The sequence below is a fragment of the Paenibacillus solani genome (assembly GCF_001277345.1).
Taxonomy (GTDB): Bacteria; Bacillota; Bacilli; order Paenibacillales; family Paenibacillaceae; genus Paenibacillus_AQ; species Paenibacillus_AQ solani.
On record NZ_LIUT01000001.1, the window covers coordinates 3,155,120 to 3,177,945 of the forward strand.

Consider the following 22,826-nt stretch of genomic DNA (forward strand, 5'->3'; position numbering starts at 1 on the left):
TACGCATCTTACCTTTTAAGGGCGAAAGCACTTCAAGATTTAGAAGGTTAGCTCTGCAAGATGCAAACTTCCTCCGGCCGGTATATCGTCCGCACACTTCCCCCCGCGTCGGTCGTGAACATCACGGTACGTTCCCGTTCCAACCCGAAGGAATAGACCGTCCCTGAAATAGGGTCCTTTACTTCAATTTCTGCGTTTGCCCCATACTCGGAGACGAAGACATAGAAGCTTCCTTGTCCAAACGACAGCTTGCGTCCATAAATCCCCGGGAGCTCGCCTCCCTTCAGCCATTCCAGCTCAGGTGATACGGCTGCGGTGCGAATGGCTTCAGCGTATAGCGCCTCAATCGGCTCCCAACGCTCGTTCAATTCGACCGGGAGCGGGCACCAGATGAATCGTCCTGAACCCAAGGTTACCGTAATCGGCTCTAGCGGCCCATCCAACCGACTCGCTGGACGATCCACCGCGAGCGCGTTGATCTTCCGCTCACCGTACGAAACGGAATAATGCGCTCCCGCCAGCTCCAGCATTTCTTCCCGGAGAACGTTAGCATGGACGGTTTCCCCAATCTCCTGCTGCAGACGATCGGATACCTGTCCCCAATACGCATCGGTGCGCAGCGGGCCTGTCCACAGGACGGTACTTCCTTCTCTTGCCAGCTCGAGGAGCTGCGCGAACGCCACATCGTCAAAATTGTGCGCGCTTGGCACGATGATCAGCTTGGCTGGATAGCGCTTCAGGTCCTCCAGCTGGTATTCGCCGATGCCGCGCGGATGGACGTTCATGCCGAACGTCAGCGTGCGTATGGCCCTTGTTGTAGCTTCGTACGCCAGCTTGCGGCTGGAAAAATCATTCGAATACGGGAATACGACGGCAATGTCCTCCAGCTGCCGTTCATTGTCGAACAGACCAGCCGCTTCCTTCATGAAGCCGCCGAAGTCATAAGACACATCAGCCTCGGGCTTCTGCGTTCCATCAGCCCGCAGCGCTCCGATGTTGGATTCGTTGGCATTGTCCATAAAATAATTTATATTCCAAATCCACTGAACTGCCCCGGCGCCTCCTGTCGAAAACGCGTAAGCATACTTGCGCTCCAGAATGTTGCGCAGCTCTTCCTCCGTTCGCTTGGCAATCCCGTCCGGACGCTGAACGTGCATAATGCCGGTCTCTTGGATCAGATTCGGCTTATCCGGTGTTTTCGTGAAGATGCTATCCCAAGCCAGATGATCGTTCTGCCACCAGGAATGGACCGTCGTGTAATCGACGACAGGACCGTAGAATGACGGCGATGGACGCTGAGAGCAGATCCCCTCATCCTGCCCGACCGTTACCAGCTGGCGAGGGTCTGAGCGGCGTATGGTCCCGATGAGCTCGGATGCCCAGCGATTATGCATGTCCATCGTGAACAGCGTGAAATCCACCCATGGTCCCCATTTCTTCGGCTGCAGCACGCTGTTAAACAGCTTGTCGTCCGGATTCGGCGCTGGCGCCGAGTCGAACGACGGAAGCTCGCCTGGCGTCATGTTCCAGCGCTCCTGCAGAAGTTCAATATCACCTGAATAACGCTCAGTGAGCCACTCGGCCCAGGCCTGACGCTCAAAGCGGTCCCCTACCGTCACCGGCCCTTCGAAGATTCGCTTCGGATCGAACAGAGAGGGCTCATTGATCAGGTCCCAATGCACATTGGTTGTCCCTCGGTGACGAGTTACGATAGAAGAGATAAAGCGCTTCTGCGCCTCCACCGAACGCGGATCCAAGTACGGATTCACGCCTTCCCATGCTTCTGGGGCAAACGAGAAGAACGTGAATGTCACTTCCAGCTCATGCCGCTTGGCGGTTAGGACAAAGGCATCGATCGCCCGCATCACGTCTTCGACGGCATGGCCATCGGCAAACATAATCATCCGGTAGCCTGTCCATATGCCCGTCCGAATCAAATTGATCCCTGCCCGCTTCATCTCGGCCATATCCGCGTCCCACCGCTGCACGTTTGGCAGATGGAGAAACTTCCGCGCTACGTCGGAGGTCATGTAGGTCATGCCCACGATGGGAACCGTCCGCCCTTCGCGGCGGAAGTAATCGCGTCCGCATTCCAGCCTTTCTCCGGTTTGCAGCAGAGAACGGTCAACGCCCCAGACCGCCTGGGTCAGGCAGCGGTGTTCTCCAGATTCGGACACGGCTTCGCAAACGATACGGTACAGCCCCGCTTCCAACCGTACAGGCACCGACAAACGAATCTGCTGCAAATCCCGCTGATCCATGTCGGCATCCGTTGCCGCATGTCCGGTCCAGACGGCCTCCCCGTTGTCCACTTTTATAACGCGAACCGCAAAATTCCATCTCCGCTCCGGAACAGACGTCCGCGACAGGGCCTGCAGCTGAATCGTTAACCGCAGCTGTTCACCTGGCTCGTAGGAGGCATAGTTCGGTTTCAGCCAGAGCTCCGTAACGCCCGCACCAGCATATTCAGCCAGCTCCTGCAGGACGTCAAGCCCGCCCGTCTCCCAGAATGAGGCAATAAGCTGCTGGTTGAGCAGTATCCAGCGACCGCCGGCATAATCGCCTTTGTGCTGCTCCAGCATCACGACCGGTGCAGACCTCTCGCGTTGATGTTGGTCTATTCCCGTCAGCAGCGGCGAAATGACAGCATCCATCGGACCGCACGCGCCCATCTCGGACGGAATGTCGCTCGCTTTGGTCGGATGCAGCGTCAAGCCCCAGGTAGGTTCGATGCCGAACAACGCCTCGCGCCCTTGGAGAATCGGATATTCGGCAGATGCCTTCAGCTCACGGACTCGTGACACATCAACTGCCAGAGCATCATGAATATCCATTCGCTGATGATAGGCCAACTGCTCGCGTTCGGCATGCCAGGCTCCATTTACCTCCCGGACTGGCCTGCGGAATGGCACGCCTCCGGCATGCACCAGGCCACCGCCAGCCTTCAGATGGGCTTCGATGGCCGTCCATGCCGCTTTTGGAAAGTACGCGCCGTGAAGATGGATCAGAACATCCCAACCGCCTTCCGCCAACCGCTCGGCCAAATCCGCAGCACCAGCGACCTCCGCCCATACGCGCAGACGTTCCATTGCCTTCGCAGTCGGGCGTTCACCTTCATAAGGAAAATGTTCATCATAAAACAATAGTGTTTTCATACTCTACTCCTTTCCCGTTCGTGGTTTACCGTCAACGTACACGGACGTTCCACGGCTCCTTGCCCAATCTGCAATGCGGGAGGGATCACCGGTCCAAAGGCGTTCCTGTCCCCATTGATTAGTCTCCGGCCGGCTCTCACACTCGATGCGGATGACCGGGAACAGCTCGGTCGGTCGTTCCCGCGGCAGCCCCTCGATCCACAGGACATCATCCTCCTGGCGGAACGGAAGCTCCTGTCCTGTCGTCAGCAGGGTCACCCGAACCACAGGTGTGACCAGATCCGACAGCCTCAGCACCGGCCTCCCATCCCAGAAACGAATGATAAGATACAGCTGATTGTCTTTCATCGTCTGCCGCCCATAGGTAATAAACTCCGTGAGGTTGCCTCCGTCCGAACCGTAAATGGCCTCTCCGTGGACATCTAGCCATTCGCCGATCTTCAGCGCTCGCTCCACAAACTCTGGCGGCAGCTGACCGTCCGGCTGCGGCCCGACATTAAGCAGCAAATTCCCGCCCACGGTACCGCCCTTCTCCGCGCATTCGCATAGCATGTCGAGGAGGACGTCGGCAGGGCGCCATCGTTCGCCGTTTGTATATCCCCACAGCCGCCACGTTGCTACCTGGCTGGATTCCCACAAGCGCTTCTGATCCGGGACGATGACATGCTCCGGCGAGCCGAAATCGCCAAGCACCTCGGAATCTCCCGATCCGCCGCCGCCATCTGCGTGCAGCTTCTCCTCCTCAGACAGTCCAAGACGGTTGTTGACCAGAATATCCGGCTGAATCGATTTCATCCGCTCTACCAGCTTGATGCTGTCCAGATCCTCCGCGGTTCGCGGCCAGACTCCATCAAAAAAGAAATGATCGATGCGTCCGTATTTCGTGATCAGCTCCTCCACCTGGGCATGCAAATAGCGTTTCATATCATCCCAGCCCTCCGGGTCCTTCTCCGGCCCGTCGAAATAAGCCGGAATGCGCCAATCGATCCAGGAATAATATAAGCCGACCCGAAGACCCTGAGCCCTGAATGCATCGGTAAATTCGCGTACCAGATCCCGGCCGGGCGCCTGCTTCGCGCTTGAATAATCCGTTGTTGCCGTATCCCATAAGCAATATCCGTCATGATGTCTTGTCGTCAAGCAGGCATATTTCATACCTGCCTTGCGCGCTGTGTATGCCCACAGCTCGGCGTCAAAGAACACCGGATTCCACTCGCAGGCATGTCGCGCATATTTTTTCTGGTCCAAATGCTCCCGGAACAGAACCTGTTCGCCTCGCCCGTATTGGGCATAGGGACCGAAATGAATAAACATGCCGTACCGGCTTTCCGTAAACCATTGCCATCCTTCTCGAATGGTTTGTTCTTGTTTGGTCATGAACTGCGTCCTCCTTATGCTGCACCGCTCTTTTAGATGTGGTCATGCTTGATCGTGGTTATCATTGTTGTCCTACGAGATGCATTAACGCTTCCTATGTCCTTTACTCTAGCCCGGGTGTCCCTGTCTTGAACACTTTACTTTTGAGAGAAAACTTTAATTTCAGTCAATATCGAAATATTGAAGGCAAAAAAAAAGCAACCCCTCTCCGGCCCTGAAGCCAGGTAAGGGATTGCCTGTTCCAAAATGTTTCGTATCACTTAAGGCGCAGCGCTTACGACTGGCCAGCTCTCCACTCATCGAATTGCCGTTGATACTCATCCACGACCTCATCCAGACCGGCCGACTTCATAGCCGCCAGCATTTTGTCGTAGCCATCTTCAAATTTCACGACTCCTTGCATGACCGGGTAAACACTGGTCTTCAGCTCGGCAATGCAATTCGCGTACTGCGAAGCTACGTTTGACGGATCAAAAGTGAAGCCGATCGTGATGCTGTTCACCGCATCGTCGGCAACCGTCGTCCGGCGCTTCAGCCGTTCAGGGTCTGTGTTTGTTGGATAACGGTTCATCTCTACATGGCCGAGCAACCAGTACGGAAGCTCATAAGCCGGAGAACCGTTATCGTTCTTAGCCAGATAGTCCTTCGTATTCTTGCCGGTATCCTTCCAATGCACGTCCTTCACACCGCTTTGGACGAGATCCATGTTCTCCTGGCTGCTGTATACCCAGTTCAAAAATTGAACGCCAGCCTCCGGATGAGGGGATGTGGCCGATATGCCGTTGGAATTCCGGATCGCATAAGATCTGAACTTTGGCTGATCAGCCAAATAATAAATATCCAGTTTCGCGTCCGGGAACGTTTGGCGAATCGTGTCGCTCACGCCAACATCGCCAGGCCGGTACAAATAACGCCCCGCCAATTCTTCCTGATTGATGACTTCCGTCGGCGTTGTAAGCAAGTCGCTCATGATGAGCCCGCGCTTGTATGCCTTGTTCATGTACAATACATCTTTCTTGAACTCCTCGGTTTCAAACCAGGACTTCACATTCCCCTGCTGGTCCACGTAAATCATATTGTCCGCTACGGTAAAAGGGTAGGTATCGTACGTCGTATGAAGGAAGTAGGCAGGCTCCTCCAGCATCTTGATGTACACGTTCTTGTTGTCCTGCGGCCAGTTTTTCTTCAGCGTCTCCGCTGCATCTAGCAGCTCCTCCGGTGAAGTCGGTGGCTTCAGACCGTTGGCTTCAAGCAGGTCGGTACGGATCGTGAACATGCCGTCATTAAAAGCGGTATCCGCCCAGAAGTTCGGCACATAAGTGATCTTTCCGTTGATTTTGGACGATTCCCAAATCCATTCCGGCATGGAGGCTTTCAGCTCGCTGCCGTACTGATCCAGCAGATCGTCGATCGGAATGATCCCGCCGCTGCCGGCGAGGACCGTCGGGCCTTTACTATCATGCATGATGGCGATCAGCTCGAATTCCTCACCCGTCGACATCATGAGGTTCGTCTTCTGATCCCATACGTCCCAAGCAATATATGTCGGTTCGTACGTAAGATTCAGACCATCCGCCTCAAGCTTCTCATTAATCGCCTTGACCACCGATTCCAGATCCTGCGGCGCGGAACCCGGAAGCAAATACCGTACAGGCAGCTTGGCCACGCCGTCTTTCTCCCCACTTGCCGATTCGCTATCGCTCCCGCCGGAGCAGCCTGCGATCATGGAAACCATGAATATCGCGACCAAGAATAATGCTAGCGCTTTCCTTTTTTTCATGTGTGTCTCCCCCTGTCTTCATTTTGTTTTGTCATGCAGTACGATTCCTATCTTAAGGAGACATTAGGGATGACGTATACTTCAAAATGATGGATTTCGCCATTTTAAAACGCTAGAAATGCCCGTTACTGAGCCTTTTTCGTCTCGATCGCATGCTGGCTTCTGAACTGTGCTGGCGAGATTTGATAATGTTTTTTAAATAACGTGTAGAAATAGGTCGTATTTAGAATGCCGACTTGTTCGCTGATCGATTGAACGGATTCTTCGGTGCTCGCCAGAAGCTCCCTCGCTTTTTCCAATCGCACGGCATTCAGGTAATCGTTGAACGACAGCTCGCAATGTGCCTTGAACAGCTTGCCGACATAACTTCGGGATAGCTTTACCTCACCAGCAACCTGTTCGAGCGACATATCTGGTCTTGCATAATGCTTCCGTACATAGATCTGAATAAAATCCACTACCTCCGCGTGTCGAACCGTTCCCGATTCTTCAGACAGGCTGCACAGCCGCAGGGCGAGATCCTTTAAGGCATCCGCGGTTTCCTGAAGCGTCTGGAAACGGGTGATCCGCCGCGTAAAATCGAGGAAGAGGTCCGCGCTGTCCTGATTTTTCACCGTATGGACATTGAGCTGCTTATATAGTCCGCCGATGAACTGGTTGAAGAAGAACATGACTTCATGATAGTTGTAATCGCGAATTTCCTTGATCCAATGATCTATTTCCTTCTCCAGTTTATCGCGCTGCTGCAGTTTGATGGCTTCAATGATACGCTTCTCCCGCTTGTCCGGATACTGCGCCTCGGAATGCTCCGCCTCAGAGGCGATGATCGGATCGCCGTAAAACAGCCTGCCCTTGCCTTTAAAGAAACGTTGGTGGAAGCAGGACTGCGCGCAACCAAACGATTCGAGCAGCTCTGCGTATGTTTTCGCCGCGGTTCCAATACCGACCGTAACCGATACGCGGAGCGTACGGAGAATCTCGCCCTGGATCTCCTCCAGCATGCCCAATACATGAAGGGGAGGCCTGCTCTGTTTCATGGGGAGAATGATCGCCACGGTTCCGTCCTCGACAGTCGCCACACTTGCTCCTTCCGGCTCCAGCATTTGTTGTACCGCTCTGGCAACGGCAGCAGAGGAATACGATTGCAGCTCCTCATCCTCGCCTCCGGGTGAACCGTCCTGGCTGTCGAGCAGAAGTACTGCTGCCAAGAAATAAGGTCCCCTGCCCTCTCCTGCCAAACGGCGATATGCCGTCTCGTCGCCGCCCTTCAGCAGCTGCAGCACATGAGCCGCTCGCGCGACGGAGGCCTCGGATTCCATCGAGCGAATCTTCTCCGTCATTTCGGCGTACGTTGTGTCCAATATCGTAAATTCATTGATTTGCCGCTGGTTCTCCTTCATTTTCGGAATGGAACTCATTTTTTCCAGTAGATGCCGAATTGGATTATATGCATGATGAGTCAGCCAAATCGACAAGAACATGCTAACCACAAAACATGCCAGTGCCAGAACCAGAGCCGAGGTACGTAAGGCCTGCATATTAAACAGCAAATTTTGATATTGACTTACGCTAATAAACGTCCAGTTCATATCCTTGGATTTGACGTAAGTAACAAGGCTCTTGCGGCCATCAATGAAGCGGGTGAAATAGCCGCTCTTTGTATCCGATGCCAGAATGGATTGAACGTAGGATTCCTGCGAAATATCCTCCATGAACCTGGACCGATCCGAGTGGGTGATGATGGTCCCATTGTCGTCGATGACGTATAGCGAATCTACCGCTTCATTACTATAGCCTCCGATAAGATCCTGGATGGTATCGGTGCTCATGTTGATCACGATCGCACCTTTGGAGCTTAGCGGCGAATAGTAGCTTGGGAGGAGGACAAAAGTAAGGACGTCTTCGCTCTGGTTTGCCGAAGTGGTGGATGAGATTGTGCGCGGGAACAGCTGAAAATAGGATGTATTCTTGCTGTTGATCTCCTCCAGCAGCACCTCCTCCTGCTCTTTGGTGATGCCCTTCGTGTTCAAATACGTGACGTTAGAGCCGTTGTAAATCCCGATCGAATGGATGAACGGGTATGTGGATTGGACTCGGCTAAGAGTGCCGAACACTCCATACTGTTTCAGCGGATCGGCTTCTTTGTCCAAGAGGGCGTTCACGATCTCCTTGTCGCTAAGCAAAAGATTGCCCACATTATATACCTGGTCGCGAATTACGCTGGATACTGCGCTGTTCTGCTTCAGCATCGACTCGGATATTTTCCCTACCTCCTTCGCGGTGCTCCAGGAGAACATCATATACAGGACGACGGTTACGAGGGCAATCATGGCTGCCGTAAGCAAAACAAAGTTGAGAAACATATTTCGGTAAACTGCATAACGGAATAATCGCTGCCGGATCATATTCTCCCTCCTTGCCATTTGGTCATTATAATAGGTGAAATTTTATCCATTACTAACACGATATGTAATCTGTATGTTAATTGTAAGCATACTTCCTAGCGATCCAATCACATGGAAGGGATACATATTTCACTCTAATCTTACATTTGCTCAGGGCATTCATCAATATGAAAACGCATTCTTTATTTTCCTTCCCAGGCTATAATTTAATATGATCTTAGGACTAAACCCTTATAAAACAAGGGTTTTCGGTCATTCTTCAATTCGGATGAAGCTGTGCGAAATACTCGAATTTGAAGTTTTTTTCGTTTTTCAAAGCACGCAGCTATCCCTTCAAACCGTTCAATCTCCATTTTCATAGTTTACCGCTCGCGGCAACTCTCTTTACACTCAAGTCAGAACCGCTACGCTTGCAAACCCATCACAAACGAAAGGACGTGCCCACCTATGAAAAAAAGCCGCTCCGGCTTCCTGCGTGAAATCCGGTCGAACGGATCCGCTTACTTGCTTGTCATACCGGCAGCCATCTATACGCTGGTTTTCGGTTATTTAACGCTTCCCTACATGCTGATCGCATTCCAGAAATTCAACTTCAAAACGGGACTCTTCAATTCCCCTTGGGTCGGCTTTGACAACTTCAAGTTTTTCTTTTCGTCACCTCGAGCATGGGAGGTCACATTTAATACACTGAAACTTAATTTCTTATTCATCGTCGTCGGCACTATTGCGGCTATGGCGCTGGCCATCCTCTTCAATGAACTGCGCAGCCGCTGGTTCTCGAGGGTGACCCAATCCACCATTCTGTTTCCGCATTTCTTGTCTTGGGTCATCGTCAGCTATATCATCTACAGCTTGCTGTCGACCGATTACGGTATCCTGAACCAGATCTTGGCATTCTTCAACATCGATCCCATCAACTGGTATGCCTCGCCGCAATACTGGACCGGGATTCTTACGACTGCAGCGGTATGGAAGGACATTGGGATGAACCTTGTCATCTATCTAGCGGCCATTACGGGAATTGATGACAGTTACTACGAAGCCGGCCGAATCGACGGTGCCTCGCGCTGGCAGCTCATTCGCCATATTACCATTCCGCTCATGCTGCCGACCGTGTCCATTCTAACCCTATTGGCTTTGGGCAAAATCATGTACGGCAGCTTCGACATGATATACGCCATCGTGAAAGACAACGGTCTATTGTATCCGACCGTCGATGTCATCGACACGTATGTGTTCCGTTCCCTCCGCACCATCGGAAATCCGGCACAGGCGATGGCCGTTGGTCTGTATCAATCCGTGGTTGGATTTATTCTCGTATGGAGCAGTAACAAAATCGTGAAAAAGGTGAATCCGGACCATGCCTTGTTCTAAAGGTGAGTCGGAACCGTTCGGAAAGGAGCGAAACTTAGATGACATCCAGACCTAAATTTATCGATGGTGTAAACGCCGCAGTGATCGGCCTCATCTCCATCCTCTGCGTCCTACCGATGCTGCTAGTGCTTATGGTGTCCTTCACGGATGAAGCCAGCATTAAACAATTCGGATACCAGCTGTTTCCAACCGAACTGTCCCTTGATGCCTACAAGCTGCTTCTATTCGGCAGCACGCCGCTATACAGGAGTTATATGATTTCGATCATTGTGACGGTAGTCGGCACAGTCCTTGCGGTCACCATTACGGCCATGGCCGGGTATACGCTAGCCGCCAAGCATATCCGTTATCGCAACAGACTCGGACTGTTCTTTTTCATCACGATGGTGTTTAACACGGGCTTGGTGCCCTGGTACCTGATCAACCTCAAACTCGGCATGAATAACACGATCTGGGCCCTGATCATTCCATCCTTGGTGTTCAACCCGTTCAACCTGTTTCTCGTGCGCAACTATATGTCCCAAATTCCGCCTTCCCTTTCGGAAGCGGCTAAAATCGATGGTGCAAGCGATTTCTTTATCGCATTCCGGATCTTCTTTCCGCTGTGCATGCCCGTCCTTGCCACCATCACGCTGTTCTATGGCATTGCCTACTGGAACAACTGGTTTAACGCCATTATGCTGGTGGACAATGAGAAGCTCTATCCCCTTCAATACCTGCTGTTCAAGCTAAACTCCGAAATCAGCATGATCCAGCAGATGCAGAGCAGCGGAGCCATTCTTGGCAGCCAGACACTTCCTCAGGAATCGGTGAAGATGGCTACCGCCATTCTAACGATCGGCCCGGTCGTGCTGTTCTACCCTTTCCTGCAGCGGTATTTTATTAAAGGTCTGCTGATTGGATCTGTGAAGGAGTAGGTGGCGTTTTAGCTATACTTTCGCTGTGAAGGTCACAGGACATAGAGGCGGGAATCGAATCGTCTAGAACCAAAGAGGCTAACCGCGAGAGCGGTTAGCCTCTTTATATTGATGAACAGTTGTTGGATTATTGTTCTACTAACGCAAGCGATCCTTCATTTCTTCCAGAACAATTCCCCACCATGAAGAAGAACGCATCGCATCCGGATCCAAGTCTTTCAGCTCCCCTTTCATGCTGCTGAAAGCAGCCTTCCATTCACGCTGAGCCTGCATGGCATCCGGACGGGTCTTCGGCTTGATCTCCCCTCTCCTGAACTTCTCAAGCAGCTCGCGTGATTCTTCTGCCGTCAAGATCATAGGAGGAGGATCCGGCTGTAAGTGCTCTGTTTGTTGTTTGAATACGAGCACCCGGTCCATAAATGCGAGAAGGCTATCGATGGAGGCGTTCATATAGGTGGATTTCTGTGCACCGCCCTCGGTTACTGCCCAAATCGCCCCTGTGTCTGTATTCATCGCGACATGAAGTCCTTCGCCCCAAATCTCCCTTCCGATTGCGATATAGTCGCCATGAACGTTTTTAAGCTGAAGAGCTTCATGAAACTGAATACCTAAAGGAGGCTCCTGTTTATTAAAGTCCGGCAGTCCCCATAGTACCAGTAATTCTGCTGCATCCTCGGGCATCCCCAAGCTGTTTAAAGTATCCTTGGTATAAGACAGTGCTCCATGAGCATACAACGTTTCGTATTGCGGCTTCATATAGATACCTCCCTTATAAACCTGAACCAGTACGCAGATTTAAATGCATTGTGACTGAACGCGATCTATAGATATTCTTCAAAATAGAACGCTAACGCTTTCCGGGAATATCCGTCGCTTCCTTGCCACTCCGACATCGAGAAGAAATCGTCGTCCCTGCTCGGACGTGTGCGAGGCGTATCCTGCGGATCCAGTATGCCGGCATATCCCCAAACTTCCATAAGCACATCTCGTTCATGCTTGCTTGAAGGCAGAAGATCCTTCCAGCGCTTTTCCAGATGCCGGGGGCTTTCTTGATCACCGCATTCTTCGACAGCTCTAAGCAAATTGTGCAGGATCGCAATATCTTCGTCGCTCACCGACACGCTCTCTTCATGGCTCAGCTGCTCCAGGTCCAGCCAGCAGTAGAGCAAGTGATTTAAACGGATGCCTCCCCATTTGACCTATTCGAAATTTAGCACGTTCAAGTCGGCCTGTAGGTAGTCACGATCCGACTGAATCCCGGCATGATTGCAATCCCCGTAGCTGCTGTAATTCGGCAAGGCCGAGCGCCGTTCTTCATACGTATGTAGTGGCTGGTGCGAGGTTAGTGCCCAGCTGGAGAGCGCGCTACGCAAATGAACCTGTCTAGTGGACAGGCTGTGCAGGAATGCATCAGCTACCCTCTCTTTGGTAACCTCCTGGTGCAGGCTCTGCAGCCGCTGTATCAACTCGTCGTGTCCGATGGTGATGGGATCGAACATCAGTCCCTTATTTTTCGCGTAATCATAATCCTCCCCAGCGAACGGTAGAGGACTGCTCTTCCAGCCTCTGGATGACCAGAACGTTTGCATTAAGATCTTCTTTGCCTTTTTGTCCATACTCTCCACTTCCTACTTCCCATTTTTTCTTTTTTCTATCATATCAAAATAAGCCTTGAAAGCGAATATAAACGGCATCTAACTGCATTAAAAGAAGCTGCTCCACAACGACAACAACCCGGCCATTATTCAGGCCGGGTCAGATGGGGTATGAATGTTAGTTATGAATGTGGACAAGCAAAGGTCCGCGGGCGAAGAGCATTACCAGCAAAGCACCTAAAACCCAGCTGCACCGCTTTCCCTCCAGATTTCCGGACCACACAAATTTGAACTTCTCTCTTATGAGAATCAGAAAATCACTTCATCACCTTCGCAAGCTCCGTGAAAATAACCCCGAGCGCGTGAGCGCCAGCATCCGGGTAACCAATGCTGCGTTCGCCCACCGTACCTGCTCTGCCCATTCGGGCAACAATGTCGGCAGTCTTCTGGGCGCCAACCACCGCCGCTTCCGCTGCTTTGGTTGCTGCCTGCTTCAATTCTTCGCCTTGCTCCGCACTCTGCGACCAGGCATCTGCGAAAGGTACGAGAGCATCAATCAATGTCTTGTCGCCAACGACAGCTCCTCTTCCGAACGATCTCTCACCCGTATCCTGGATTCCTTTAACGACGGCCTGCATCATATCAGCGACCTCTTGAACAGACAATTCCTGCTTCTGACCGGCAGATTTACTCGCCGCTCGGAATGCGGACCCCCAGATCGGTCCGGAAGCCCCGCCGCAATGCTCCATGATGATCATCGAGCAGGCATCGAGGAAATCACCGATATCACTGAGGTGTTGGTTTAGAATATCGTCCCATTCTTCCTTTAGCTGTTTGAAGCCCTTGGCCACACTCATGCCAAAGTCACCATCTCCCGCATGGGCGTCGAGCTCGCAGAAAGGAACTTCGTTCTCGATAATGACCTCGCTCATTTGATCAACCAGAAATACAATATTTTGCAAGGATAGCTGATTGTTCTTAATCTCTGCTGCGGCAGCTTCCGTGTTATTTGTATACGAAACCTTGCCCTCCGGCTTCTCTTCCTGGATTACCTCTACATAATTCACAGGCTCAAATGGACCTTTGATCGACAGTGCTGGCGCATCACATGGCGCAGACAGCCACTTCTTAAGCGTCTCATCCAGCTTCATAATCGTAACCGACGCGCCAGCCATATCGATGCTGGTCATATAATTGCCGACAAAAGCTTTGAATACCCGCTTGTTACGGGCTGTCAATTCTCGTATCACGGAATTGTTCAATAAGTACAGCTCCTGCAAGGGAGTGCCGCCAAATCCATTGATCAATACAGTAACCTCTTGTTCCACTGAGTCATTCATTTGCAAGTTGTCCAGCAAAGACGTGACCATCCGTTGGGCCAGCTCATCCGCAGGTACCGCTGTTTCTCTGCGAATGCCCGGTTCACCGTGAATGCCTACGCCATATTCCATCTCGTGATCTTCGATATGGAATGTCGGGGACCCCTTGGCAGGAACCGTACAGGATGTGAAAGCGAAGCCGATGCTGCGCACATGGTCAATCGCATGCTGTGCCGCTTCCTTCACTTCAGGCAGGGACAGACCCGCTTCGGCCGCCGCTCCGGCTATCTTATGAACGAGTACCGTTCCGGCAACTCCGCGTCTCCCTACTGTGTAGAGGCTGTCTTCCACAGCAATATCATCATCAACCTTGACATAATCTACTTGAAGACCGTCTTCGCTTGCGAGATGAGCGGCATTTTTGAAATTCATGATGTCGCCACTGTAGTTCTTGATGATTAGCAGAGTCCCCTTCTTGCTAGCAGAGTTCCGAATCGCTTGATATACCTGGATTTGGGAAGGCGAAGCAAACACATCCCCGCACACGGCAGCATCCAGCATACCGCTCCCCACGAATCCGGCATGAGCCGGTTCGTGTCCGCTTCCGCCGCCGCTGATCAGCGTCACTTTATCTTGATTGATCTCTTTTTTGGAAATCACTTTGAATTTGGAGTTGAAATCCAGCTCAGGATGCGCCAGCACTAGCCCATTGCACATTTCCCGAACCAGCGTTTCCGGCTCGTTCATCAATTTTTTCATGTTATACCTCCTTATTCACTTTATATTGGCGTCCCAGCTGGTCAGCAGCCATAATGGCCGACGCTACTGCTTCTTCCGTAATCGGGAATGGCATCGAATGAATGGATTCCTCTGCGATGCATGCCTTCTTGGCAACCTCAAGCAGTTCCTCGTAGGTCACATGCTCAACTCCGATATCCGCCAGGCATACAGGAAGACCGATCGACAGACAGAAGTCCAGCACTTCCTTCATTTCTTCACGGTCCGCATTCTCAACCATTAATTGAGCAATCGTACTGAAGGCTACTTTCTCGCCATGATAATAATGATGTGTTCCTTCCAACGCAGTCAAGCCGTTGTGAATAGCGTGAATCGCCGCCAAACCGCCGCTCTCGAAGCCTAGTCCGGATAATAGAATATTCGTCTCAATGATATCCTCCAACGCAGGGGTCACGATATTTTGATCGCAGGCCAGCTTCGCTTTATATCCATTCTTAAGCAGTGTTTCATAGCACAGTTTGGCAATTCCGAGGGCTGTGACGGTCCCTTTTGCCTCGCCGCACACCCCTTCGCGAACACCACATGGCAGACCAGCATTGACATTCGAATACGAATTGGCGGTTGCTCTTGCTTCAAAGTAGGTAGAGAGCGCATCCCCCATTCCAGCTACGAGAAAACGAGTCGGCGCTTTAGCAATCACCGTCGTGTCAATCATGACTACGCTCGGACTTTGCTTAAAATACGCATAATCATCGAATTCCCCTTCCGGAGTATAAAGTACTGCCGAGTGGCTAGTCGGTGCATCGGTTGCCGCAATCGTCGGTACGATGATCAGCGCCTCACCTTCAGCGACGCATTTTGCCGTATCAATTGCTTTGCCCCCACCGAGACCAATCGTGCAGGCACATTGATGCTCTTTGGCCAAGGCTTGTAATCTGGCAACTTCCTGACGAGAGCATTCACCATGGAAGCCGCTTTCTACAAGCGTTATATTAAACTTCTGTTTCGTTGACTCCAGCTTGTCTTTCACCCGGGCTACATCATCGGGATGAGCAATCAGCAGGGCGGAATCACCAAATGTTTTAACAAAATAGCCTAAATTATATAATTCATTTTCACCTTGCACGTATTTCGTCGGGCTAATAAACGCTCTTCTCATGTTCATTCCTCCTGGGCTTCATATTATATCTATCATTATAGGTTACAAATATGCGGGAAGCATGAAACAATAAGGTTAGATTAAAGCGTTTTCTTATCGTATTTTTTTGTTATCCTCATAAAAAATTGTATTATCTTGTCCTATAATAGAATCATTCGATATAATATTCAGTAGAACGACTATAACTTTCTTAGGAGAACATCGTCATGTCCAAATCCCGGTTCGATTTAGAAGAAATCATTGATTTGGAGAAATGGGAGAAGCTGCAGGATTCCTTATCGCTCGTTACCAAAATGGCGATTCTTACGATTGATTACAAAGGTGTACCCGTAACCAAACACAGCTATTGTCAGCCCTTCTGTCATGGTGTGCGCCAAGATGCCCATCTCTCGCAATATTGTCAAAAATGTGATGCCCGTGCCGGCATTGAAGCCGTTCGGCAGAACAAGCCCTATATCTATTTATGCCACTTCAATATTATCGATATTGCCATCCCCATCATTATAGATAACCAGTATTTAGGTGCAATCATGGCCGGACAGCTCAAGCTTCGTGAACCCGACGCCCCGATGCTGGAACAGATTGTATCACGGCCGCCTAACGTGGAATCGAATCGAAAATTCAAGGAACTCGAGGAGCACTATGATGCACTGCCCGTCTTATCCTACGATGAAGTTACAAAGTGCGTGGATCTGCTGCTGCAATTAAGCACCTATATTGTGGAAGAAGCCATTCACAAGCATACCACGATCGATTTATACAAAAAGGTGCTTACTTCCGGCACGGATGTGCCAGCTTCCATGGAAACCTTTCATCATGAGTCGAATCGTGCGGTCCGCAACATCCAATCCATTCAGCAGGAGCTGTCAGGGGCGCTGATCGATACCAAATTGAAGAATGGCGCTCAAGGGTTCGTCTCTTCGAACTCCGTGCTGCAACCCGCGTTTGACTACATCTTTGCCCACAAACATGAAAGTTTCAGCCTGAAAGAGATGGCTAAACTATGCCATATAAGTCCAAGCTACTTCAGCCGCATCTTTACAAAAGAAACAGGAGAGAATTTCTCTGTCTTCATCGCCCGGCTCAAGATTGAATGGGCCAAGCAGCTGCTAGAGACCACCGATTCGCCCATCCATCAAGTGAGCGATGATTTGGGCTTCTGCGATACGGGCTATTTCATTAAAACCTTTAAAAAGTTCGAAAACCTCACTCCGGCCGTGTACCGGAACATGTATGCAGAGAGCTCGGCTAAGTAATCTGTTCATCTTAACGACCATAAAGAACCCCTTCGTCCTTAAACGAAGGGGTTTACACATTTATTTAAATTATCATATTCCGATTTCCAGCATTTTCGCCGTTACGCTCTCTACCCTGCGATCCATATCCGTTCCGTCAAACTTGGGAAGCTGAAGTTCACTGACAATGTTTCCGTCGCTCATAAACATAATCCGCTCCGTCCGCGCAGCCACATTGGCATCATGCGTTACAAGCATGATCGCAGTACCTTCCTCGTTGATTTCAGAAAAAATGTCCATGATTTCCTGCGCGGATTTGGAATTGAGCGCACCCGTAGGCTCGTCTCCAAAAATGATTCTTGGGCTGTTCATCAACGCCCGGCAGATTCCCGCCCGCTGAAGCTGTCCTCCCGAAACCTGGGTAATATCGCGCTTTTCGAGCTCCGCAATCCCCACTCTTTTCATAAGTGCCCTTGCTTTTATCGTTAAGGATGCAGCATTTCTTCGATGATCCCGCATCGACGGAAGAATGATGTTATCGAGGATATTGAGATTCTTAAGCATCGTTGGCTGCTGGAACACAAACCCCATGCTGGTTCTGCGTATATCGGAGAGCTCATTCTCCGAGGCAGCCGATAAATCCTGATTGTCAAAGACGACCGTCCCGCCATTCACGTCATCTGTCCCGCTCAATGCAAACATTAACGTTGATTTTCCAGAGCCTGAAGGTCCCATAACTGCAACAAACTCGCCCTCTTTAATGAAGGCCGATACGCCGTCCAGTACATGTCGCCGTTCATCACCTTCGCCGAAGGATTTTACGATATGATCACCGATAATCAACTTTTTCATAGGTTAAGGTTACTCCTTCATATTCTCGGATATTTTAATCTGTCCAACGCCGGAAACACCAATCACGGTTGCAATAAGTACCGAGCCGATCATCATCATTGGACTGTACAGATATGCCGATAGCGGATCAATCTCAAAACGAAACATCGACGCTCCGAACGAGGAGATCGCCGCACCTGCAAGCATCTCTCCGGCCGTGTTGGCGAGGAGGGTTCCGGCTATGATTCCGACAATCAGAACAATGACTGAACGCGAGATATACTGTATCTTCATATCCGAGTTTGTAAAACCGAACGCTTTCATAACTGCGATAGCATGTCTGTCTTTGGCAACAAGCATTTTCATAAACAGTAAGGTAACCAGAACCATTATGATCAGCGCGACGATAATTGCGGCTTTGGCAGCTTTTTTAACGGAGCTTATGGTCGAACCGAACGTTTGCGAAACAAACTCATCAATGTCTGAAATCTTTGCATAATCAAACCTTTCCGCATAAGCGGAAACCTTCTCATGGACCAGAGCTTTATCTGAAAGCTCGGCACTGACAATACTCCACATCATGTCCGCCGTATCGTCGGTGAAAACAGCCTTTGCGGTTTTGCCGCCGTTGGTAATGTCGGAGTAGATTCCGCTTACCGTGAGAGCTTTCTCATCCCCATTGATCACCACCGTGATGGCATCGCCAACCTGTTTACCCATCTCATCGGCGTTCATAGCCGAAAGTGCAATTTCGTCCTCCGCTGGTGCTTTGCCCTTGGCATATGCTATAGGGAATATCGAATGGTCGCCGAGCTCGATCTTGATGTTTTCCTCTGACCCATCTTCTGTTTTGACCTTGAAGGTTTTGGTTGTAAGGACAGCTGCCTTGGTAATGGCAGGGTCGCTATTCATCGTATGGAGTATCTCAGCTGTTTTTTCCGAAATATGGTCGGTTTGTTGAATATCAACACGCATATCGTAGCTTCCGATCCCCATATATTGAATGAAACTCTTGGAGGAGATCGTATTGTGCAGGTTCTGGGGCACCAGGATGATAAATGCGGAAATCACCAGCACGATCAGGCTTGTAACGTATAACCTTTTTCTTGAGAGAACATCTTGGATACCGAGAAAAACATTCGTGCTGAACAGCCTGTTTCCACTCAAGTTAAACCGATTGGTACCTGTGTTTTTTTCCTGTGCAGTGCCGTAACGTATAGCTTCCGCAGCGGATATGGTCCGAAAGCGTTTCAGAACTCTGTTTGCATAAGCGATAATAGCCAGAAATACAAACAGTATGCCAATGATTCCAAACAGCGAGGCATAGGAGGAATTGTGGCTTTCCCCCATATAAAGCCGTATGTTCTCAAGAAGCATGCCTTTGAAAACAAGCGAAAGTGCAAACCCCAGCATACTCCCTGCTGCAGCAATCGCTGCGTATTTTGCAAGATAGAACTTTTTGATGTCGGATACACGCAGCCCTATGGCCTTCATGACGCCAATCTCGCGGTAGTCGTCTTCGATTTTGGCAAGGAGGGTAAAGCGTATGCACATCAACGAAATTACAACGATAAGAACGCTAACCAGAAGGATGATCCCAATCATCATTCCGTCAGAAAGGGCGTTCATCATTTTGAAAAGTGTATATGTAACCGTTGGTCCGTTCGCTTCAAGCCCTGCGGCAGCATAGGCCGCTTCAAATGCGCGGAGCTCCGACATATCCTTCAATCTGAACTCAATCAGATATTCCATACTGCCCAGGTTTTTGATTTCTGCGTAGTCTTGTTCACTGACCAGAAATCTCTTCGATGCGGAAAGGCTGGAATTCATTTGCGAATCGCGAAGGAAGCCAGCAATGGTAAATTCCTTCCCGCCAATCATCGCAATGTCGCCAACCTTTGCCGTATTGTCTCTCATATAGCTGATGGGAACATATAGCTCACCGTCGTTAACGTGAATGATGTTCCCGTCCAAATCAAGCAGATAATCGAATTTCTTGCTCTGTGTACTAAATCCATTATCCTGGACGCTATTCACAAGCGAATGCTCTCCTAATATGATCTGTGCGCCGTCCATGTTGAGAAATTCAGCCACCTGAAAATCTTCGACATTGCCTTGCTGCTTCGCAAAGGCTGTCAGTCGCGCACTATCGATGTCACCCGAATGCATCTGCATAAAATGTGGAGTCTTTGCCTGTGTCATCAATGTATGTATTGAACCGGATAAATTAACGATAAGCACGGCCGCAAGTGAAACCAGCATCGCCGCTGCTGCAACGAATATCATGGTCGTGAGCGTGATCAGCTTGCTATTTGATATGTCATTGCGAATTATTCTGAAATACATTAGGCACCCCTGTTTTCAAGCATTTTAACCGATCTCAATTGATACAAAATGATCGAAGTCACGCATAACAGCATGCCTGCGATGATAATGAGAAATCCCGATCCTCTGCCGTCGCCCGTGCCGATGATCTGTCCCACGCTGTCAGCAAGCGCTCCCCCGTCAACTAATAAAGGAGTGAACACATAATCCGCCATCACGCCCGAAAGCGCATAAGCGGCAACAAATCCAAGCTGGGAGAGGATTCCGATAAGTGCCCACGCTCTGCCCTGAACCGCATTGTCGATGTTGGTGCGAACCAGAACATCCAGGCTCGTGTTGGCAAACGGAAGCATCGCAAAGAACAGAAAACCGGATATGCAGATGAATACAATATTTTCACGAAATCCGAATCCAGCCATAAACAATCCTACAAAGAACAGAGAAACCGATAGAATTTTCACATAACCTTTTTTTATAGGAAGAAATCCTATCATCACACTGGATACAAGCATTCCTGAAGCGACAATAGTTTCAACCGTTCCTACGACGGAGCTATTTGTAAAAGTAAGCAGCATCGGTATGGAGAGCGTTTCGATAACTCCAAGGTAAAAGGTCAGAACCGATGTCATAATCACGAGAACCAGTACACCTCTGTTTTTCGAAACAGCATTCCAACCGTCTTTGAATTCGTGGATAAACGATTGGGTCTGTTCGTATGTCTTTGAGGCTAGACCGCTGCGTACAGCTAAAGTAGTAGCCACGGTGACAAAAAAGGTGCAGATATCGATGACAAGCAGCAGCTTGATATCCGAAACGGTGAGCAAAAACCCGGCAAGTATAGGAGATATCAGAAATTTGGCCGAACCCGCTATCTGGACAAGACCGCTTGCCTTCGTGTACTGCTCCTCTGTAAGCAAATCCGTAACCGTCGCTTTATAGGCTGGGTCGAGCAGCGATGAAAATATAGAACTGATGGTAACGCCCACGCATATCTGCCACAGCTGTGCTTCTCCGCCAAGCATACAGATGAGGATGAATACAAGCCCTATCGCGGAGAGGCTATCGCCTAAAATCATTAAGAGTCTGCGATCATAGCGATCCGCCAGCACTCCGGCAAACGCGCTAAGAAGAAGCGAAGGCATAAATGCAAGCAAGGTTACAAGCGCCATGGCTGAAGCCTTACCCGTCTGCTGAAACACATAGATCCCCAGACCGAAGGCGGTAAGCCCGTTTCCTATTGTTGAAATCAACTGTCCTGACCACAAGAGAAGAAATTTTCTAAAAGACTTCCCTGATTTATTCATCGCCACCTTCATTCCCTCCACCAAACATTGCCATCACGGCCATCAGGCTTCCACTTTCTGCGCCGAGCAGCCTCTCTACGTTACAAACAAAGGCCAGCATTCGCGATCCGCGTTCCTCGTCCGTCATCGTAACCATATCACCATCAAACACAGCATTCGCATAGATCACCACCATTTCCATGCATTCATATGGGAACGGTGTACTGAATAGTCCCTGCTCGATGCCTTCACGGATGATCTCCGTCAGAATCGGGGGAACGCCATTGACAATGACCTTTTGTATTTTCTGATGCATAAGCGCATTCTGCGGCTTGTGGATATGTTCCATAATTTCCTTGCTGCTACCGCTTTCGACATTGCTTATGTTCAGTGCCATCACAACGCGGACAATGCGTTCGATTACGGGTATGCTCTTATCTTTAGCGATGTCCTGTGCCCCATCTAATAGAAGGACGTTATACCGATCAATCAGCGCATCCATTATATCCTCCTTCGACTTGAAGTGATGATACAAGGTGCCCCGCGCTATTCCAACCTTCTCGAGAATATCGTTTGTGCTTGTGCCGTCAAATCCCTTCTGAGCGAAAAGCTCATCCGCTGCGTCAAGGATTTCATTCTTACGTTCCTCGGCTTTTTTCACGACTCTCATGGTAAAACCACCTCCAATAGACCGACTGTCTGTCGGTAATAGAATAACATGTTTATTTAAGTTGTCAAGATGTTGTTAACGGAATGTTATCGTCATCGATTTAGCTAGTCATCCGCTAATGTGCCATTGATGCTCCTTGATCCCGCAAATGGGGGCTGATTACTCTTTATGTTATAAAAAAAGCAGCCCACCCTCTTGCGAGGAATGGGCTGCTTTAGGTCATTCACAGTTACTGATACTGCAGAATTACTGTCTGATTACAAGAATGTCTTGAGGCGGTCTACCGGTGCTTTGAATTTGAGCAATTTCAGCATTGGTCAGATTGCGTCCTACCACGATGAAAGAAGAAGTTACATTGTTAAAATTAAAGTTGCCCAGGTTCGCTACATTTTGGCTTCCTCTGAACACACGGAAGTTCCCCTGAAAATTAATGCCCGAGAACAATACAAGCGTAACTTCAGATCTCTGCGCTACATTTCTGAGTCGGAAGCTGGAGAGGACATTGTTAAACCGGAATGCTCCAAGATCCCGAACCGCAACGCCTCCCCGTCTGAAAAGAATCCTCCGAACTGAAAAGTTATTACCAGACCAAAGCGCAAGACGTACATCACTGTTAGCCATCTATATCACTCCTTTTCTAAGAATGATATAGTCTATTACGAA

At 50.0% G+C, this 22,826-nt stretch carries 15 protein-coding genes and 1 pseudogene; 3 read left to right on the forward strand and 13 right to left on the reverse strand.

Features of this window, described 5'->3' with window-relative positions:
• Positions 1 to 47 precede the first annotated feature (47 nt).
• From AM231_RS14355 to AM231_RS14370, 4 genes are all read right to left on the reverse strand, one after another.
• Positions 48 to 3,155 (reverse strand): beta-galactosidase, encoded by a 3,108-nt coding sequence (locus AM231_RS14355; protein WP_054403148.1) that lies wholly within the window; start codon positions 3,153 to 3,155, stop codon positions 48 to 50.
• 3 nt (positions 3,156 to 3,158) lie between these two features.
• Positions 3,159 to 4,532 (reverse strand): alpha-L-fucosidase, encoded by a 1,374-nt coding sequence (locus AM231_RS14360; protein ID WP_054403149.1) that lies wholly within the window; start codon positions 4,530 to 4,532, stop codon positions 3,159 to 3,161.
• 274 nt (positions 4,533 to 4,806) lie between these two features.
• Positions 4,807 to 6,312, reverse strand: a complete 1,506-nt coding sequence (locus tag AM231_RS14365) for an extracellular solute-binding protein (RefSeq protein ID WP_053492441.1) — start codon at positions 6,310 to 6,312, stop codon at positions 4,807 to 4,809.
• Between the two features lie 125 nt (positions 6,313 to 6,437).
• Positions 6,438 to 8,717 carry a helix-turn-helix domain-containing protein gene (locus AM231_RS14370; RefSeq protein WP_054403150.1) on the reverse strand — a complete coding sequence of 760 codons (2,280 nt, stop codon included), beginning with the start codon at positions 8,715 to 8,717 and terminating at the stop codon, positions 6,438 to 6,440.
• 447 nt (positions 8,718 to 9,164) lie between these two features.
• Between AM231_RS14370 and AM231_RS14375 the strand changes: the two genes are divergently transcribed.
• Entirely contained in the window at positions 9,165 to 10,091 is a 927-nt protein-coding gene (locus AM231_RS14375; protein ID WP_053492439.1) for an ABC transporter permease, read from the forward strand.
• Positions 10,092 to 10,129: 38 nt separating this feature from the next.
• A complete protein-coding gene (locus AM231_RS14380) occupies positions 10,130 to 11,008 on the forward strand; it encodes a carbohydrate ABC transporter permease (RefSeq protein WP_054403151.1) in 879 nt (292 codons plus the stop codon).
• 138 nt (positions 11,009 to 11,146) lie between these two features.
• Here the strand turns inward: AM231_RS14380 and AM231_RS14385 are convergent, their stop codons facing one another.
• From AM231_RS14385 to AM231_RS14400, 4 genes and pseudogenes are all read right to left on the reverse strand, one after another.
• Positions 11,147 to 11,764 carry an SUKH-4 family immunity protein gene (locus AM231_RS14385; protein ID WP_054403152.1) on the reverse strand — a complete coding sequence of 206 codons (618 nt, stop codon included), beginning with the start codon at positions 11,762 to 11,764 and terminating at the stop codon, positions 11,147 to 11,149.
• A gap of 65 nt (positions 11,765 to 11,829) precedes the next feature.
• Positions 11,830 to 12,624: pseudogene (locus AM231_RS14390) on the reverse strand (hypothetical protein).
• Between the two features lie 296 nt (positions 12,625 to 12,920).
• Positions 12,921 to 14,681 (reverse strand): dihydroxyacetone kinase subunit DhaK, encoded by a 1,761-nt coding sequence (gene dhaK, locus AM231_RS28200; protein WP_082341641.1) that lies wholly within the window; start codon positions 14,679 to 14,681, stop codon positions 12,921 to 12,923.
• 1 nt (position 14,682) lies between these two features.
• On the reverse strand, positions 14,683 to 15,819 hold the full coding sequence (locus AM231_RS14400) for a glycerol dehydrogenase (RefSeq protein WP_054403153.1): 1,137 nt from the start codon (positions 15,817 to 15,819) through the stop codon (positions 14,683 to 14,685).
• Between the two features lie 206 nt (positions 15,820 to 16,025).
• On the opposite strand from AM231_RS14400, the gene AM231_RS14405 reads away from it, so the two are divergent.
• Entirely contained in the window at positions 16,026 to 17,075 is a 1,050-nt protein-coding gene (locus AM231_RS14405; RefSeq protein ID WP_054403154.1) for a PocR ligand-binding domain-containing protein, read from the forward strand.
• A 72-nt stretch (positions 17,076 to 17,147) separates the two neighbouring features.
• Here the strand turns inward: AM231_RS14405 and AM231_RS14410 are convergent, their stop codons facing one another.
• The 5 genes from AM231_RS14410 to AM231_RS14430 all read right to left on the reverse strand — a co-directional run bounded on the left by AM231_RS14410 (position 17,148) and on the right by AM231_RS14430 (position 22,784).
• Positions 17,148 to 17,906, reverse strand: coding sequence for an ABC transporter ATP-binding protein (locus AM231_RS14410; protein WP_054403155.1), 759 nt, complete (start codon positions 17,904 to 17,906; stop codon positions 17,148 to 17,150).
• A gap of 9 nt (positions 17,907 to 17,915) precedes the next feature.
• Positions 17,916 to 20,231, reverse strand: a complete 2,316-nt coding sequence (locus tag AM231_RS14415) for an FtsX-like permease family protein (protein WP_054403156.1) — start codon at positions 20,229 to 20,231, stop codon at positions 17,916 to 17,918.
• Positions 20,231 to 21,514, reverse strand: a complete 1,284-nt coding sequence (locus AM231_RS14420) for an MFS transporter (RefSeq protein WP_054403663.1) — start codon at positions 21,512 to 21,514, stop codon at positions 20,231 to 20,233. The genes AM231_RS14415 and AM231_RS14420 overlap by 1 nt, the downstream gene beginning before the upstream one ends.
• Positions 21,507 to 22,163, reverse strand: coding sequence for a TetR/AcrR family transcriptional regulator (locus AM231_RS14425; protein WP_054403157.1), 657 nt, complete (start codon positions 22,161 to 22,163; stop codon positions 21,507 to 21,509). Before AM231_RS14425 ends, AM231_RS14420 begins: the two co-directional genes overlap by 8 nt.
• A gap of 246 nt (positions 22,164 to 22,409) precedes the next feature.
• On the reverse strand, positions 22,410 to 22,784 hold the full coding sequence (locus AM231_RS14430; protein ID WP_053492422.1) for a hypothetical protein: 375 nt from the start codon (positions 22,782 to 22,784) through the stop codon (positions 22,410 to 22,412).
• Positions 22,785 to 22,826: the final 42 nt, after the last annotated feature.